Source organism: Sphingomonas sp. OTU376 (genome assembly GCF_038440415.1).
Classification (GTDB): domain Bacteria; phylum Pseudomonadota; class Alphaproteobacteria; order Sphingomonadales; family Sphingomonadaceae; genus Sphingomonas; species Sphingomonas kyeonggiensis_A.
Genome location: NZ_JASATQ010000056.1, coordinates 17,071 through 33,210 on the forward strand (window position 1 = coordinate 17,071; position 16,140 = coordinate 33,210).

The 16,140-nt window shown below is 66.7% G+C and carries 14 protein-coding genes; 6 read left to right on the top strand and 8 right to left on the bottom strand.

Annotated elements, in window-relative coordinates; all coding sequences use genetic code 11:
- The first annotated feature begins 9 nt into the window (after positions 1-9).
- Positions 10-441: a 50S ribosomal protein L11 gene (gene rplK / locus AAHM44_RS19210; RefSeq protein WP_184168524.1), complete on the top strand. Its 432-nt coding sequence runs from the start codon at positions 10-12 to the stop codon at positions 439-441.
- A 4-nt stretch (positions 442-445) separates the two neighbouring features.
- Entirely contained in the window at positions 446-1,138 is a 693-nt protein-coding gene (rplA, locus tag AAHM44_RS19215) for a 50S ribosomal protein L1 (protein WP_184168525.1), read from the top strand.
- Between the two features lie 240 nt (positions 1,139-1,378).
- Here the strand turns inward: rplA and AAHM44_RS19220 are convergent, their stop codons facing one another.
- From AAHM44_RS19220 to AAHM44_RS19235, 4 genes are all read right to left on the bottom strand, one after another.
- The gene (locus AAHM44_RS19220; RefSeq protein ID WP_184168526.1) at positions 1,379-1,843 is read right to left on the bottom strand and encodes a winged helix DNA-binding protein; all 465 of its coding nucleotides are present in this window, start codon (positions 1,841-1,843) and stop codon (positions 1,379-1,381) included.
- Between the two features lie 15 nt (positions 1,844-1,858).
- Positions 1,859-2,290, bottom strand: a complete 432-nt coding sequence (locus tag AAHM44_RS19225) for a hypothetical protein (protein ID WP_269576042.1) — start codon at positions 2,288-2,290, stop codon at positions 1,859-1,861.
- A 45-nt stretch (positions 2,291-2,335) separates the two neighbouring features.
- Positions 2,336-2,680, bottom strand: coding sequence for a hypothetical protein (locus tag AAHM44_RS19230; RefSeq protein ID WP_269576043.1), 345 nt, complete (start codon positions 2,678-2,680; stop codon positions 2,336-2,338).
- A gap of 67 nt (positions 2,681-2,747) precedes the next feature.
- Complete coding sequence (locus AAHM44_RS19235; RefSeq protein ID WP_342250990.1) at positions 2,748-3,221, bottom strand: helix-turn-helix domain-containing protein; 474 nt, start codon at positions 3,219-3,221, stop codon at positions 2,748-2,750.
- A gap of 258 nt (positions 3,222-3,479) precedes the next feature.
- Between AAHM44_RS19235 and AAHM44_RS19240 the strand changes: the two genes are divergently transcribed.
- Positions 3,480-5,273 (top strand): hypothetical protein, encoded by a 1,794-nt coding sequence (locus AAHM44_RS19240; RefSeq protein WP_342250991.1) that lies wholly within the window; start codon positions 3,480-3,482, stop codon positions 5,271-5,273.
- Positions 5,274-5,327: 54 nt separating this feature from the next.
- Here AAHM44_RS19240 and AAHM44_RS19245 read toward each other — a convergent pair whose 3' ends face one another.
- Positions 5,328-7,838, bottom strand: a complete 2,511-nt coding sequence (locus AAHM44_RS19245) for a TonB-dependent receptor (protein WP_342250992.1) — start codon at positions 7,836-7,838, stop codon at positions 5,328-5,330.
- Positions 7,839-8,291: 453 nt separating this feature from the next.
- Here AAHM44_RS19245 and rplJ point away from each other — a divergent pair, with 453 nt between their 5' ends.
- Together rplJ and rplL are read left to right on the top strand one after the other, a co-directional pair.
- The gene (gene rplJ, locus AAHM44_RS19250; RefSeq protein ID WP_184168532.1) at positions 8,292-8,807 is read left to right on the top strand and encodes a 50S ribosomal protein L10; all 516 of its coding nucleotides are present in this window, start codon (positions 8,292-8,294) and stop codon (positions 8,805-8,807) included.
- A 54-nt stretch (positions 8,808-8,861) separates the two neighbouring features.
- Positions 8,862-9,239 (top strand): 50S ribosomal protein L7/L12, encoded by a 378-nt coding sequence (rplL, locus tag AAHM44_RS19255; RefSeq protein ID WP_269576047.1) that lies wholly within the window; start codon positions 8,862-8,864, stop codon positions 9,237-9,239.
- A gap of 488 nt (positions 9,240-9,727) precedes the next feature.
- On the opposite strand, the gene AAHM44_RS19260 is transcribed toward rplL, so the two are convergent.
- Entirely contained in the window at positions 9,728-10,918 is a 1,191-nt protein-coding gene (locus AAHM44_RS19260; RefSeq protein WP_342250993.1) for a hypothetical protein, read from the bottom strand.
- A 125-nt stretch (positions 10,919-11,043) separates the two neighbouring features.
- On the opposite strand from AAHM44_RS19260, the gene AAHM44_RS19265 reads away from it, so the two are divergent.
- Positions 11,044-13,044: an acyltransferase family protein gene (locus AAHM44_RS19265; protein ID WP_342250994.1), complete on the top strand. Its 2,001-nt coding sequence runs from the start codon at positions 11,044-11,046 to the stop codon at positions 13,042-13,044.
- Between the two features lie 139 nt (positions 13,045-13,183).
- Here AAHM44_RS19265 and AAHM44_RS19270 read toward each other — a convergent pair whose 3' ends face one another.
- On the bottom strand, positions 13,184-14,593 hold the full coding sequence (locus AAHM44_RS19270) for a M16 family metallopeptidase (protein WP_342250995.1): 1,410 nt from the start codon (positions 14,591-14,593) through the stop codon (positions 13,184-13,186).
- A complete protein-coding gene (locus tag AAHM44_RS19275; RefSeq protein ID WP_342250996.1) occupies positions 14,593-15,984 on the bottom strand; it encodes a M16 family metallopeptidase in 1,392 nt (463 codons plus the stop codon). Before AAHM44_RS19275 ends, AAHM44_RS19270 begins: the two co-directional genes overlap by 1 nt.
- Positions 15,985-16,140 lie beyond the last annotated feature (156 nt).

The window sequence follows — 16,140 nt, forward strand, 5'->3', positions numbered from 1 at the left end:
GAGAGTGACATGGCAAAGAAGATTACCGGCTATATCAAGCTGCAGGTGCCTGCGGGCGCCGCCAACCCCTCGCCGCCGATCGGCCCTGCCCTGGGTCAGCGCGGCGTGAACATCATGGAATTCTGCAAGGCGTTCAACGCCCAGACCGGCGACATGGAGAAGGGCACGCCCCTCCCCACCGTCATCACCGTCTATGCGGACCGCTCGTTCTCGTTCGAGACCAAGACCCCGCCGGCGACCTATCTGATCAAGAAGGCCGCGAACCTGAAGTCGGGCTCGAAGGAGCCGGGCAAGGTTTCGGCAGGAAAGATCGCTCGCGCCGAGCTGACCAAGATCGCCGAGATCAAGATGAAGGATCTCAACGCTAACGATATCGAGGCGGCCACCCGCATCATCGAGGGCTCGGCCCGCGCGATGGGCCTCCAGGTTGTGGAGGGCTAAGGACATGGCAAAGCTGACCAAGAAGCAGAAGGCGTGGACCGTCGACAGCGAGAAGCTGCACGGCGTGGACGAAGCGATCGCGATCGTGAAGGCCAATGCCACCGCCAAGTTCGACGAGTCGATCGAAGTCGCGCTGAACCTGGGCGTCGATCCGCGTCACGCCGACCAGATGGTCCGCGGCGTGGTGACCCTGCCCAAGGGCACCGGCAAGACCGTGCGCGTCGGCGTGTTCGCCAAGGGCGCGAAGGCTGACGAGGCCCGCGAAGCTGGTGCGGACGTCGTTGGCGCCGAGGACCTGCTCGAGATCGTCCAGGGCGGCAAGATCGAGTTCGATCGCTGCATCGCGACCCCGGATATGATGGGCCTGGTCGGTCGTCTCGGCAAGGTTCTGGGCCCGAAGGGCCTGATGCCGAACCCGAAGCTCGGCACCGTGACCATGAACGTCGCCGAGGCCGTCAAGGCTGCCAAGGGCGGTCAGGTCGAGTACCGCGTCGAGAAGGCCGGCATCATCCACTCGGGCATCGGCAAGGCGTCGTTCCCGGCGGAAGACCTGCGCGCGAACTTCGACGCGCTGGTCGACGCAGTGGTCAAGGCCAAGCCGTCGGGCGCCAAGGGCAAGTACCTGCGCAAGGTCGCCCTGAGCTCGTCGATGGGCCCGGGCGTGAAGGTCGACGTCGCCGAAGTCGCGGCCGTCTGATCTCAGCGCACCGCTGAAACAAAAAGGGGCTGGGAAGAGCGATCTTCCCGGCCCTTTTTGCGTCCGCACGCCCTGGCACGGCATCTCGATATCCGGGCGTCCGCGAGTTCGGCAACTGTGCCTCGGCCTTCGCCGGGGAACCGAGAGATACGCGGGAGCACCCGCCAGGCCGCGCGCCCAGACAGAAAAAGGGCCGGGACATCGCCCCGGCCCTCTTCGCCCCACAAAGCACCGGATGGTTCAGGCCACCGCTTCGCCCGGCAACGCCGTTTCCGCCTTCCAGGTACCGCGCACGCGCCGTGCCCAGTCATCGACCCGGCGGATCGCCTCCTCGGTGAGCGTCACGATGCCCGCCCGATTGTCCATCGGATTGGGCGAGCGAACGACCAGCCCGGCGCTCTCGAGCAGGGCAAGGTGGCGGATCGCCGTGGTCTGGGGCGCACCGCTGCCGATACAGGCACTGCTCACCGATACCGGGCGCCCCTTGGCGGCCGCCAGGTAGAGATCGAGCAATATGTCCCAGGTCGGCTCGCGGAACTGCCCGGCGATCGGCCCAAAGGCGTCGTCGCGCAGCCGGCGGGCACGATAGATGCCCTCCACCAGGTCCGCTGCCTTGCCGGTGAACCCGACACCGCCCGCTGCCGCCTTGCTGGGCACCGCAGGGCGCTCGTGCAGGCGATACAGGGCATTGTCCGCCTCAGCCATGATAGGCCTCCCCGGTCAGGACCAGGCGGGATCCGCTCCATAGAGCTTCAGCCGCTGGCGATGCCGCACCGCGCCGATCGCGATCAGCAACGGGCTGGGATAGCTCCACGCCGCGTTCGCCACGGCATAGGACCATGGCATCAGCGAAGGCGAAAGGATCAGCAGATGCGTGATCACCGTGTTGAGCTTCACCGCGGCGAGCCACATCGGCCAGTAACGCTGCGCCTTCAGCGCCAGCACGGTCATCGCCAGGAACAGGCACGTATCGACCGTGAGCATGCCCATCTCGAGTTGGAAGAAGCGATGCGCGCCGGTGGAGGGCGTGAAGGCCGAGGCCGCGACGGCGGAGACCAGGATCCCGACGGCCGCACGTTCCGGCGTGCCGCCCCGCGCGAGCGCGTAGAGGCAGCAGCTTACCAGCAGGGCGAGATAGAGGAACTTGCTCATGCGACATGATCGCACCAGTGAAGCTGGCCCAAGTCAACGCCTCCATCACGCTGCAGCCGCGATTTTGATGATCGCCGGCTCGATTGCTTCGTGCCCGGGCGTTTCATAGATGTCGCCCTCGCCGATTACCTGGTGGCGAATGCCGACGCTGCGCAGCTCGCCATGCGCCTTCTTGATGTCGGAAAGCGCACCGAAGACCTTGGCGGTGGCGGCACCGACATAGTCGACGGCATCCTGCGCCTCGAGCGGGTGGAAAGTACCGTCGGCCCGCGCAGTGAGCACGGCAGTGCCCATGGCGAGAACCTTGAGCGCAGCCTGGTTCACCGCGAGTTCCGCAGGCTGGAGCGAACGGGCGATGCGCACAGAAGCGATCTTCTTTGCAGAAGGCATGAGTCCTCCTTCGCGCAGCCACAATGCTGCGACGTGGTTGATGGTCCGGCTTTGGAAGAGACCTAGTTCAGCTGGTAATGCGCCAGAGCGCGCCCAGCCCATTGAGGAAGTTGGCCACCGCGATCAGCATCAGGATCGAGAGACCGAATATCCACATCAGGCGGTTGAGCGGGTCCAGATCATTGGTTTGCCTCCCTTGCCTCAGAAACGGAACCCGAAAGCGCGGTTCGGCTTCGGACCGTTTCGGTGGCAATGGAACTCCCGAATGCACCGTTTCGGCAAGGTCCACCGGCTCGGCCCCCAAATTTTGGGGGGGTGTTTCCGGGGGCTGCAGAGAGGCATCCTCGTGCGCGGTGAGTATGCGCGCGGCCTCGCGCCGGCTGGATACGCCGAGCGTGCGGGCTGCTTCCTTCAGGTACCCATCGACCGTGAGCGGCGACAGGCCAAGCGCGAGGGCGATTTCCTTGGACGACATGCCGCGCGCGACAAGCCGCAGGCAGTCACGTTCACGTGCAGTGAGTTGCTCGATCGTCCCGGTCACCATCGCTGCCAGCTTTTAGCCATCGCGCGTGGAAATCCAACCGAGTTGGTGTGAAAGAGTGTGAGTTTCCGCGCAAAATCGCGTTGGGAAAAACGGATCGCATGCAAATGGGAATCCAGCCGAAACGGCCTTCCTCCTCCCGCTAGAAACACCTGCGTATCCGGGCCTGGCCGAACCGCCATCGTGCGCTTCCTTCCCCCCGACGTAACGCGCATAGTAACGCACTAACGATATAGCGGGAGAGGCGATATGCGGGGCATGCGCGCGATTTTGGCACTGGGCCTGATCGGCACGGCTGGAAATGCCGTGGCACAGGAGGCGAATCCGCCCGGCCAGGATGCCGCGATCGTGGTGCAGGGCCAGCGCGACCGCCCGAGCAACTGGCGCCAGGCCGAGACCGATCACGTCGTGGTGATCAGCGACGGCGGCGAGAAGGAGCTGACCCGGATCGCCCATAATCTGGAGCGACTCCATTTCCTGCTTTCGGTTCTGCTCAACCGAATCGACCGGCCGGACAACACCCGCAAGCTGCGCATCACCCTGGTCGGCAACGGCGCCGAGTTCGATGCGATGGACCTGGCGAACCTGCGCTATTCGCCCGGCCCCTATGCCCGCGCCTTCCCCGAGCCGGCCTATTATGATCCGCGCGAGGACGGTGCGGTGTTCGCCGCGAGTCGCTTCGACCAGAAGGCAGTGCTCGAGCCCGGCCAGTCGCTCGCCAATATCCTTCCCGACCTGGTCCGCGCGACGACACCGGCGGCCGATCCCGCCGCCGGGGCATCGGGCGAGAACCCCGGCACGGCGGCCGCGCTCGCCGCCGGCCAGGCCGGATCGATCGCACGATTCGGACGGGAGGACCCGCTCGCCCTTTCGGTGAACGAGCTGGCGGTGCCGATCTCGGCGGAGGGCCGCATCTATGCCGGCTATGCGCGCCATTTCCTGGTCACCTATTTCCCGCATGCCTATCCCCGCTGGTATGTTGACGGCTTTGGCGAGCTGTTCGCGACGATGGCAGCCGAGGGTGATGCGAAGATCGAATATGGCCGCGCGCCGGACGGGCTGCGCAAGGTGCTCGATCGCTATGCCCGCACGCCGATCGCGGATGTCCTGACCGGCCGCTATCTGAGCGACCGCAAGGCTGCCGAGCGATGGACCCCGCTCCACGCCTGGGCGCTCACGCACATGCTGTTCTTCTCGAACACCCGCCGGGGCCAGCTCCACGCCTATCTCGCATCGATTGCCGCGGGCGAGTCGATGGCGCGCGCGGCGGCGGCATTCGGCGACCTCGGCAAGCTGCAGGCCGAACTTGCCGCCTATGACAATGGCAAGCTGCCGTTCGAGCAGATGTCCTACCCCGCCGATCGCGCCGGCGAGCCGATCGTGCGGCGGCTGACCGAAGGCGAGGCGGCCTTTGTGAAAGGACGGCTCGAGCTCGGCTCGCGGGTCGAGCTGCCGCCCGCTTCCACGGACCCGAAGCTGGACAAGGCGCGGCGGGACGCGATCGCGCACCGCGACGACTGGTTGCGCAGCCTGCGCCGCGACGCCGCCCGCTATCCGGCGAACCTCGACGCGCAGCTGCTGCTTGCCGAAGCCGAATGCCGCAGCGGCAACGGCACCGAATGCGCCACCGCCGCCGGCAAGGCGCTGGCGATCGCCCCCGGCAACGGCGACGCGCTTGCCTGGCGGGGCGTAGCCCAGACGCGGATCGCGCTGGCGGCGCCGGCGGCGGACAGGCAGGCGATGCTGAAGAGCGCCCGTGTCACCATCGCCCGCGCCAATCGCGCCGACAGCGAGAACCCGCTGCCGCTGCTCGCTTATTATCGCAGCTTCGCCGATGCGGGCGAAGCCGTGCCCGATGTCGCGATCGAGGGGCTGATGAAGGCCGCGGACACCGTTCCCGCCGCCCCTGCCCCGCGATTGCTGCTCGGCGAGGCACTCGCCGCGCGGGGCAGCACCGTTGCGGCGCGCGGCGCGCTGCTGCCGGTGGCCAACGGCCCCTATGGCTCGCCCGAGGCGCTTCCCGCCCGCGCGCTGCTCGCCACGCTGAAATAGAAAAGGGCCGGAGGCGATGCGCCCCCGGCCCTTCCTTTTCAGCCGATCCGAGGATCAGAACTGCGACGAATAGGTCAGGAACCACTGGCGCGGCGCAATCGGATACGCCGAGTAGCTGTTGGTCGCCGAACCCACCGAGATCGTTGACCAGCCCTTGATGTCGCCCAGGTTGGTGACGTTCAGGCTGAGCTTCGCCTTCTTCATCCCGACCATGTCGGCCGGCAGGTCGACACCGACGCTGAGCGAGGTGAGGAAATAGGAGCCGATGCTCGCGTCGTTCGAATAGGTGGCGTAGCGGCGGCCGACATAGTCGCCCACCAGCTGCGCCTCGATCGGGCCGACATTGAGCGTCGCGACGCTCTTGTTCATCCACTTCGGCGTGCCCGGCAGCTGCTTGCCGCAAGTCGGTACGACGCCGCCCACCACCAGATAGCCGCCGATGCAGCTGCTGGTCGCGCCACCGATGCCGGTCGCGGTCGAGCTATAGTCGCTCTGGTACTTGGACAGGTTGTACGACGTGGCGTTGTAGAACGAGAAGATGCGGCCGAAGCGCAGCGTGAACGCCGCATCGACGCCGTTGGTCTTCACGTCGCCCACGTTCACCAGGATCGAGGTGCCGCCGGCGATCTGGCCGCCCGCGATACCGCCCGGATTGGTCGAGATCGCCAGCAGGCGGTCGCTGAAGTCGACATGATAATAGTTGATCTGCGCCTCGAGGCCGATGCCGCCGCCGAAGTTGCGGTGGGTGCGCAGGCCGGCTTCATAGGTCCAGCTGCTCTCGGGCTTGCCGTCATTGGCGAAGGCGTTGAACGCCGCCTGGCTGCCGGTGAACCACGGGCCGCCGCCACCGGCCAGATATGCCTGATACTGGCGCAGGTTCTTCTGGACGTTGAAATAGACTTGCTCGTGCCCGTTGACGTCATAGGTCGCGCCCACGGCCGGAAGGAACCACTTGAGCGTGTTGATCTTGCCCTCGGGCAGGCCGCCGGTCAGGCCGGAGAGCGAGCCGAGCTTGGGCTGCACCGGATACCAGCCATTGGCCCATTGCGCGCTGGTCTTGAAGCCGAACTGGACGAGCAGCGGCTCGAACACCTGCCAGGTGTCCTGGACGTGGAGCTGCAGTTCGTTGATCCGCGCCTCGCCCTGATACTGGGTGAACAGCGGCTGCATCACCCGGATCGGGCGGATGTACGGGGTGCTGAGTTCCGGGCTGCCGACGGGCACGGCATACCAGCGGCGCCACTGGGTGGTGCTGTTATGCTCGAACCAGCCACCCAGCTCGATCTTGTGATTGCCCAGCTCGACGTTGAGCGAGCTGATCGCGCCGCCGCGATCGATGCGATATTCGGTGGTGCGGGTGATCAGGCCCGAGCCGCCGGTCGCCGCGACCATCGCCGCGCCCACCGCTGCCAGCTGCGCGTCGGTGCGCGCGGTGCAGGCGGCGGGGCGCACGCCGTTGCCGTTGGCGGTGAAGCGACAGTTGGTCGGCAGCGCGGCATAGCCCGCATCGAGATAGGGCTGCGCCGTGGTGATCGACTGGCCGAGCGGGCCGGCGACGACGCCGACACCGTCATTGTGGTGATAATAGATGGTGTTGGTCAGCCGGACATTGTCGGCGATCTTCGCCTCGTACCGCGCATAGGTCAGGTGGTCGGTGCGCTGCGCGTCCGAATAATAGTTGCGGTAGTTGCTGCCCACCGCGGCGGGCGAGTTGCCCAGCGCGTTGATATAGCTGCGATAGCCGCCCAGGTCCGGATAGGAGAAGGGCTTGGTGTAGGGCGTGTAGAGCTGCACCGGGGTGGCGGTGCCGCCGGCCGAGGGCTTGAAGAAGACGGTGGCGTCCTCGTTCGGCTGCTTCATGTCGTTATAGTCGAAGTACAGCGTGAACTTGCCGACCGAATCATCGTGCACATACTTGGCATTGCCCTGCCAGCCGCCCTGCCAGCCGTTGAAATCCCATGCCTTGGCCTTGTGGCGCGTGATCGCGAAATAAGCGGAGTCGGTGCCCGCCTTGCCCAGGCCGGTATCGAGACGCAGGAAGGTGCGCGAGGTGTTGTAGCTGCCCACCGTCTGGTTGGCGGTCACGCCGAAGCTCGGGGTCGGATCGGACGAGAAGGTCTCGATCGTGCCGCCCAGGTTGCTGTTCGACGGGGTCGCGAGATCGCCGGCGCCGGCCGACACGACGACGCGGGCGACGTTCTCGGAGATCACCGCGCGCTGCGGCGACAGGCCATTATAGTTGCCGTAGCTCTGGTCGCCGAGCGGGATGCCGTCCATCGTGTAGCCGAGCTGGTTGCCGGCAAAGCCATGGATGAAGATCTGGGCGTTCTGCTCGTTGTTGCCCCAGGGATCGGCGGTGACATAGAGCACGCCGGGCAGCGTCTGGATCGCCTTGAGCGGCGAGACGCCCGGCAGGATCTTCTGGATCTCGCTGGCCGGGATCGCGGTCGCCGAGCGGGTCTGCTTGGCCGTCACGAGGATCGCCTGGTCGCCGGCATTCTCCGGTGCGCTCGCCTCGTCGGACGGCGCTGCCTGGTCCTGCTGGGCATAGGCCGGGGCGGCCATGGCGGTGAAGGAAAGAGCCGCTGCGCAAACAGTGGCACGAAGAACGTGGCGAGCCGTCATATATCCCCCTGGGAATCGCGGCTTCGTTGCGCCGCAGCATCGGCCCCTAGGCGGGGGATGTGGCAGTCTCGTTCCGGTTGTGAGACACATTGGCGAAACGAATAAGACCGATCCGAGACACGTCGGAGCGCCCGCCGCCGCCGCGATTGACTTATCCACAAATATCGCTATTGGCGCGCCTTCCTCCTTCGGGAGGTGACCGTCCGAGACAGCGAGTGCAGGGATTTTGCCCTGCTTAATCTCTCGCCTAGACGGGGACAGATTTTCACCGGCGGCTCCCTGAGCGGAGCGCGCGGGTCATGCCCAGGGATCTGGGCACGACGATCCTTCCCCTCGGACATTTTGTAACCGGGCATTTCCCGCAAGGGAGTTGCTCATAACGAGGAGACCGGCATGGATCGTTCCCAGAAGGCTGATGCCGTTGCCGAGCTGAACCGCACCTTTGGCGAGGTTGGCGTGGTGGTTGTCACCCGCAACCTCGGGATGACCGTCAAGCAGTCGACGGACCTCCGTAACAAGATGCGTGAGGCCGGCGCGAGCTACAAGGTCTCGAAGAACAAGCTTGCCAAGATCGCTGCCGACGGCACCGATTACGCGGCGATCGCCGACCTGCTTACGGGTCCGACGGCGCTCGCCACCTCGATCGACCCCGTGGCTGCGGCCAAGGTGGCGGTCGAGTTCGCCAAGACGAACGACAAGCTCGAAATCGTCGGCGGCGCAATGGGCACGCAGGTTCTCGACCAGGAAGGCATCAAGGCGCTCGCCTCGCTGCCGTCGCTGGACGAGCTTCGCGGCAAGCTCGTGGGCCTCATCGTTGCTCCGGCAACGAAGCTCGCGACCGTTACCCAGGCACCGGCCGCGCAGCTCGCGCGCGTTTTCGGCGCCTATGCGGCCAAGGACGCCGCATAAGCGGATCTTGCAAGACTTTTTATCCCGAAACACCTGATTTGATTGGAGTTTATCATGGCTGACCTTAACGCGCTTGTTGACCAGCTTTCGGAACTGACCGTCCTCGAGGCCGCTGAGCTCTCGAAGCTTCTCGAAGAGAAGTGGGGCGTCTCGGCCGCCGCTGCCGTCGCCGTTGCCGCCCCGGGTGGCGCTGGCACCGCTGCTCCGGCTGCTGAAGAGAAGACCGAGTTCGACGTGATCCTCACCGGCGACGGTGGCAAGAAGATCAACGTCATCAAGGAAGTCCGCGCCATCACCGGCCTGGGCCTGACCGAAGCCAAGACTCTTGTTGAGTCGGCTCCGAAGGCTGTCAAGGAAGGCGTCAACAAGGACGAAGCCGAGAAGATCAAGAAGCAGCTCGAAGAAGCCGGCGCGACCGTCGAGGTCAAGTAAGCTTCCTAGCTTCTCGCTTTTCAGCGAACCAGATCAGGGCGGTCCGGCAACGGGCCGCCCTTTTCTTTTGCCTGCGCATCACCTCCTCCCCGGCTCGCCTCGAGGTGGAGGGAGCGCCGCGAAAGCGTCCTCCTTCTTCGTCACCCCGGCCCTGCGCCGGGGTCCACCGGGAGGCAAGCGCTGGCCCCACGGCTCGATGCCGCCCCCCGAGGCACGGTGGATCCCGGCACAAGGCCGGGATGACGGTTAATTGGCCAACAGCCCTCCGCCTCCTTGCAATGTAGGATTTCGCCTGCTGGGCTCACCCGGCCGGCCTCAACCCGGCAGCTCTTTGACGCCGTGGGAGAAATAGGATCAGGCGCGCGCAACTATGTTGCGAGATGCGACGCGTTTCCGGGGAAACAGGGAAAATAGGCGCCGCGAAAACCCGCTCTTGGCCTGTACTTTGTGTACTTTCGCGAGTCGGCACCGATCCGTTGTTGGATGGATCAGGCCGCCGCCATCTGCTTCGCAAGATAGCGGTTCGCCGCCAGCTGCCCGGTCGGCGCCGGGCGATCGAGCCAGATCGGGCCGAGCTTGTCGCCCTGCCCCGCCGTGCCCAGGATGAAGTCCGCCCCGAAGCGCCGGATGCTCAGCCCGCTTCGCCAGCGCAGGTCGATCAGCACGATCGGCACGAACATCGGCCGCCCGCCGACATCGACCACGTTCACGCCCGAACGCGGGATCGCGAGGCGTACCGGCATGCGCCCGCCGCCGCCGGCGGGCAGGTCGAAGGGCGGTCCACCCGGCTCGCCCGGCGGGCCGCCATGGAAGCCGGCGATCACTTCGTCCTGCCGGGCATGCGCGCTCATCGCGGCATAGGCGACGCGGATGCTGTCGGCCGCAGCGCCCGTGCCGTTGGCGATCAGCAGCTCGAATTCGACCAGCACTTCATTCTCGCCAAACACGATCCGATGCGGGTTGATACCAAGCTCGAACGGCTCGGTGCCAACCAGCGCAGGTGCTGGAATGGCAGGCTGGGCGGGCGCGGGTACGGGCGCGGGCGTCGCGCGGCCAAGGCCCGGCGGCGGCTGGAGCGGCGGGGCGGCAACGGCCATCGGCTCGGCCTCGTAAGCCTCCGCTTCGTCTTCTTCCCGGCGGCGACGGCCGAGCAGCAACCAGCCGCCCAGCCCAAGCAGCGCCGTGCCCCCGGCACCAGCGGCGGCCCAGAGCCATGGCGAAGACGCGGATGCCGGCTCGGGCACCGGCACGGCGGTCTGCACCGGCTGGGGGGCAGGAATGGGCTGAGCGACCGGGCTCGGCATCGCCGTCGGCGCCGGAGTCGCGGACGGCGTCGGCGAAGCGGCAACCGGCGCAGCCTCGCGCGGCGCCGGGGTCGCGCGGGCGACAGGCGCTGCGCGTTGTGGCTGCGGTTGCGGCGTGGCGGTACGGGCTGCCGGCGTTGGCGTGGGTGTCGGCACCGGCGCGGGTGTCGGGCTGGGTGCCGGCGCGATGCTGAACCGCTCGGGGATCACGCCCGGCAATTGTTGCGGCTGCGGACGGGCGCTTGGCGGCGGGGTGATGATCGGCGCGGAGCCGGAGCCCGGCGCCGGTGCATCCTGGGCATGCGCCAGCGGCGCGGCGATCGATGCCGCGGCCAGGCCACACAGCCAAACAGTTCTGAGCCTCCCAGCGTTCACCATCATTTCCTGGCCCTCCGAAGATGAACCGCGGCTGCACATCGCGCGTCATTCGCCGCATGTCGAGGGCGGATTGTCCCTGCCGTCTCCGTCCCTTACAGCGATGAAACACTGGGGAGACATTGGTGACTGGCGAGCGATCGGGGCCCGGCCCCGGCTATATACCGGCGATCGACGGGCTGCGCGCCATTGCCGTCACTTCGGTGATCCTCTTCCACCTCTGGCCCTGGTCGCTGCCCGGCGGCTTCACCGGCGTGGACATCTTCTTCGTCATCTCGGGCTTCGTGGTGACGGGTTCGCTGGTCGGCCGCGAGTTCACCAGTTTCAGGCAGCTTGCGGCATATTTCTATGCCCGCCGCCTGATGCGGATCATGCCGGCGCTGGTGGTGATGCTGCTGGTCTCGCTGCTGGCGTCGCAATTGTTCATCCCCGACGCCTGGCTGAGCAACAGCCTGTCCCAGGTCGCCCGTTTCGCCTTTTTCGGGCTCAGCAATGTGGTGCTGGCCACCGATACGGACAGCTATTTCGGTCCCCAGGCGGCGTATAATCCCTTTACCCACACCTGGTCGCTGGGCGTGGAAGAGCAGTTCTACCTGTTCTTCCCCTTCATCCTGTGGTGGCACCACCGCCTGCATTCGGGCGCCAAAGCCGTGCGGCTGGTGGCGATCCTCTCCGCCCTGTCGCTGCTGCTCTGCGCGGTGCTGGGCATCTTCGCCCAGAAATTCGCCTTCTACCTGATCTTTCCGCGCTTCTGGGAACTGGGCGCCGGCATGCTGCTCTGCCTGTCCCGCGAGAGGTGGCAGCCCTGGGCGGCAGGCCGGCGCTGGCTCGCGCCATTGGGCATTCTGCTGATCGCGGCGGGCTTCGCGATCCCCGAAGGACCGCTCTTCCCCTTCCCCGGCGCGCTCTTGCCGGTGGCGGGCACGTCGCTGGCGATCATGGCGATCCTGGGCGGCACCGCGCCGCGTGCGCTGGGCGGGCGACCGATGGTGGCGGTGGGACTGCTCTCCTACTCGCTCTATCTCTGGCACTGGCCGGTGTTCGTGCTGTTCCGCTGGACCGTGGGGCTGCACACGCTCAAGCACCAGCTCGCCGCGCTGGTGATCGCGATTGCACTGGCGATCTTCTCCTATTTCCTTGTCGAGAAGCCGCTTCGGATGAGCCCCCTGCTCGTCCGCTGGCCGCGTGGCCGAGTAGTCGCGGTGGCGGTGGCGGGGGTGCTGGTGGCAGCGCTGGGCGGGCAGCTGCTCATCGCCGCGCATAACCGGATCACGCTGAGCGTCACCCGGGATCGCTTCGCCTGGTATGCCGAGCCCGGACGGGCGTTGCCGCTGGATCTTACCGGATGCGTGCCGGTCGATGGTGGGGAGTGGCTTGGCGGGGGTAGAATCGCGACCTGGACTGCCCGGTGCGCGCGGGGGGAGGGATTCACACTGTTCGTCCCAGCCGACTCGCATGGGCTGGCATATTCGCCCGCTTTGCGACGGCTCGCCGCAGAGACGGGCGCGAGCGTTCGGCTCTATTTCAAGCCCGGCTGCCCCTATCTCAAGCTCATCCAGACCCATGCCTCGCGCCCGCGCTGCACGGTCTGGTACGATGCGGTGGAGAAGGAGATCGCCGCCCGCTCGAAACCCGGCGACGTGGTGTTCCTCCCCGGGCTGCGCGTCACCCGCCTCGCCAACCAGTTCGAGAATGACCGCGACCTGATCGGCGCCCGCGAGGATGTGGTGTCTGACGCCGCGCTTGTCGAGGCCCGGGGCATCACCCAGAGGCTCGCCGCCGGCGGCGCCCGGCTGGTGCTCGAAGCGCCCAAGCCGGTCTTCCCCAGCCCCGTCTTCCGCTGCGCCGACTGGTTCAACCGCGCCAACCCGTCGTGCCACGGGCTGACGATCGAACGCGAGCGGATGCTCGAGCGCCGCCGCCACGTGATGCGCGCGATGAGCGCGCTGGTCGCCAGCGAGAAGCCGACGATTCTGTGGGACCCCCTGCCCCTGTTCTGCCCCGGACAGACCTGCGAGGCGCTGCCCGGCGGACGGCCACTGTTCTTCGACGGCGACCATCCGAGCGGGCTGGGCAACGACCTGATCTATGCGGATCTCAAGCGGACGGTGCTGGGGGTTCGGTAAAGACGCGCCCCTCCCTGGAAGGGAGGGGCTGGGGGTGGGTCCCGTCTCGACGGTACGGAGAGGCCTGACGATATGGTTCCGTATCGCCAGGCCTACACTCACCCCTCGATCCCCTCCCTTCCAGGGAGGGGAAGATGTATTACGGCACCGTCACCGTGGTCATCGGGACGTTCGCCAGCTCGGGCTGGGCCTTGAGCTGGGGCACCACGGTCTTGAGGTCGCCGACCACGACCAGGATGAGCTTGCCGAGCGGATAGGAAGCGTTGGCCGAGGCCTGCATCTGCTCCGGGGTCACCGCCAGCACCGCGGGCACATAGCGCTCGGTCCAGTCGCCCGGCAGGCCGAGGATGTCGCGCGTCGCCAAGGTGCCGACCACCGAGCCCGAGGTCGAGTTCGAGATCGCGAACAGCCCGGCCATATAGGTGCGGATGCCCTTGGCTTCCTCGGCCGGGACCGGCTCGGTCTGCATCCGGCGGATCTCCTTGAACACCTCGTGCAGCGAATCGCCGGTATGCTCGGTGGTCACGTCCGCCTGGAAGCCCCAGAGCGCCTGCTCGGGGGTGAACTCGACGTCCGAATAGGGCGAATAGGTATAGCCCTTGTCCTCGCGGATGTTGGTCGTGATCCGCGAGCTGAACGCGCCGCCGAGCAGCGCATTGGTGACGCGCTGGGGAATGTCGGCATCGGTCCCCGCACGGCTGGCGTCGAAGGCGAGGCGCAAGGTTGCCTGCGGCGCACCGGGGCGATCGACCAGCACGATCTTCGGGCCCGGCTGGTGCGGGCTCTGCAGCACCACCGGATCGGGACCGGCCTGCCAGCCGGCGAACGCCTTCTCGATCGCCGCCTTCACCGTCGCCGTGTCGAACCGGCCGGCGACATAGAGCCGCGCGCGCTTCGCGCCGAACTGGCCCGCATGGAAGGCCTTCACCTGGTCGATCGTATAGCCCTGGAGCTGCGCCGCGCTCGGGATGATCCGGCCATAGGGATGGCTGGTGCCGTAGACGGTGCGGCCGAGCGCCACGTCCGCCAGCGTGCCCGGCTGCGACAGCGCGACCGAGAGCTGGCGGCCGAGATTGGCCTTCACCCGGGCGAGCTCGCTCGCCGGCAGCGTCGGGCGGACCGCCACGTCGCTGAGCAGCTGGATCGCATCCGGCGCATATTCGGAGAGCACATTGGTGCTCACCGTGGTCGACTGCATGCCGGCGCTGACGTTGAGCTGGCCGCCCATCCCCGCCGCAGCGGCGGCGAGATCGGAGGCGGTCTTGCCCGCCGCGCCTTCCTTCATCAGCGCGCCGGTGACTTCGGAGAGCCACACCGCATCGCCTTCATTGACCGCACCGGCGCGCACGCGCAGCGACACGACCGTCTTGGGCGCGATGCCATAGGGGATCAGCGTGACCTGAAGCCCGTTGGGCAGCGTGTAGGTCTCGGTCGCCGGCAGCTTGAACGGCTTGGGATCGGCGATCGGCGGCGCGGGCGGGAACTTGTCCTGGGCCAGGGCCGGCGTGGCGGCGAGCAACGCCACCGATGCGAGGAGCATGCGCTTCATCACTTGCCTCCCTTGGGCTGGGCGCCCGGCTCGACGACGTAGACCGAGCGGTTAGTCTTGCGGAGATATTCCTGGGCGGTCTTCCGGATCAGCTCGGGCGTCACCTGCGCGAAGCCCTGCTCGATCCGGTTCACCGCGGTGGGATCATTGTCGAACAGCGCATAGACCGCGAGCAGATCGACCAGGCCGACCCGGCCGCCCCCATCGATCGTGCCGTACAGGTCCGAGCGCATCTTGGTGCGGGCGCGCTGCAGCTCGGCCGCGCTGACCGGCTTCGCACGAAGCTCCTCGATCACCTCGTCCACTGCCTTGGTGATCTGCGCGGTGCTGTGGGTCGTGTCGTGGGTGAAGCTGAAGCTCCACAGCATCGGCCCGCGATAGTTGAACATGTTGCCGAGATCGCCATTGATCCCGCCCGAAAGCTCGCCGGCGATACCTGTATCGGTCACCAGCTTGCGGAACAGCCGGCTGTCATCGCCCTGGAGCAGGATCTGGTCGATCAGCCCCATCGCATACCATTCGGGCGTGCCGCGATCGGGCACGTGATAGCCCGCAGCATAGCCCGGCTTGGGCGCCAGCGCATCGACACGGCTCTTGAACTTCTCGGCGGTCTGGCGCGGCTCGGAAATGTCGGGCTGCTTGACCGGGGCGGCCGAGGGGATCGGGGTGAAATATTTCTCCACCATCGCGCGGGTCGCGGCATAATCGAGGTCGCCGGCGATCACGAGCACGGCATTGTTCGGCCGGTAGAACTCCTTGGAGAAGGCCTGGGCGTCGGGAACCGTCGCCGCCTCGATCTCCTTCAGATCGCCGTAGAAATTGTGGCTGTTGTACCAGTTGGTGTTGGCCAGCATCGGCAGGTCGATCCACGGCCAGGTGCTGTAGGGCTGGTTGAGGACGTTGACCTTGACCTCGTTGCCGACCACGCCCTGCTGGTTCTTGAGCACGACATCGTCAATCACCGGATTCTCCATCCGGTCCGCCTCAAGCCACAGCATCCGCTCGAGCGCACCCGAGGGGACGATCTCGTAATAGTTGGTGAAATCGAACCGGGTGGAGCCGTTGTTGACCCCGCCCGAATTGGTGATCGTGGTGTCGAACACGCCCTTGGGCGCGTGCTTCGATCCCTGGAACATCAGATGCTCGAACAGATGGGCGAAGCCGGTGCGGTCCCGCGGCTCCACGCGGAAGCCGATGCCGTAATAGACGCCGACCGTCACCGTCGGCGCGATCGTATCCCTGGTCAGGACGACGCGCAGGCCGTTGGGCAGCGTGAAATATTGCGTGTCGACATACAGCTTGCTCGCCGCGGCGGGCTGCGCCGCCTGGGCATGCGCGAGCGCGGGAAGCGCAGTCGCGGCCAAGGCAAGCGCGAGGCTCCATTTAGGCATCAATTCCTCCCCGAAGGATGAGTCGAAGGTGAGTTATTCCATCGGCACACCGCGATGGGAAGGGGTTTAGGGGGGCGACGTTCAAACGGCGCCCTGAGCCTATACCGATCCCCGGGGGGGGGGGGGGGGGGGGGGGGGGGGGGGGGGGGGGGGGGG

What these genes read in the sequence shown, in the direction of transcription:
- rplL (WP_269576047.1), top strand. Translation starts at nt 8,862, where the DNA reads ATGGCTGACCTTAACGCGCTTGTTGACCAGCTTTCGGAACTGACCGTC.
- AAHM44_RS19240 (WP_342250991.1), top strand. Translation starts at nt 3,480, where the DNA reads ATGCGCGCGATTTTGGCACTGGGCCTGATCGGCACGGCTGGAAATGCC.
- AAHM44_RS19270 (WP_342250995.1), bottom strand. Translation starts at nt 14,593, where the DNA reads ATGAAGCGCATGCTCCTCGCATCGGTGGCGTTGCTCGCCGCCACGCCG.
- AAHM44_RS19225 (WP_269576042.1), bottom strand. Translation starts at nt 2,290, where the DNA reads ATGAGCAAGTTCCTCTATCTCGCCCTGCTGGTAAGCTGCTGCCTCTAC.
- AAHM44_RS19275 (WP_342250996.1), bottom strand. Translation starts at nt 15,984, where the DNA reads ATGCCTAAATGGAGCCTCGCGCTTGCCTTGGCCGCGACTGCGCTTCCC.
- rplK (WP_184168524.1), top strand. Translation starts at nt 10, where the DNA reads ATGGCAAAGAAGATTACCGGCTATATCAAGCTGCAGGTGCCTGCGGGC.
- rplA (WP_184168525.1), top strand. Translation starts at nt 446, where the DNA reads ATGGCAAAGCTGACCAAGAAGCAGAAGGCGTGGACCGTCGACAGCGAG.
- AAHM44_RS19230 (WP_269576043.1), bottom strand. Translation starts at nt 2,680, where the DNA reads ATGCCTTCTGCAAAGAAGATCGCTTCTGTGCGCATCGCCCGTTCGCTC.
- rplJ (WP_184168532.1), top strand. Translation starts at nt 8,292, where the DNA reads ATGGATCGTTCCCAGAAGGCTGATGCCGTTGCCGAGCTGAACCGCACC.
- AAHM44_RS19245 (WP_342250992.1), bottom strand. Translation starts at nt 7,838, where the DNA reads ATGGCCGCCCCGGCCTATGCCCAGCAGGACCAGGCAGCGCCGTCCGAC.
- AAHM44_RS19220 (WP_184168526.1), bottom strand. Translation starts at nt 1,843, where the DNA reads ATGGCTGAGGCGGACAATGCCCTGTATCGCCTGCACGAGCGCCCTGCG.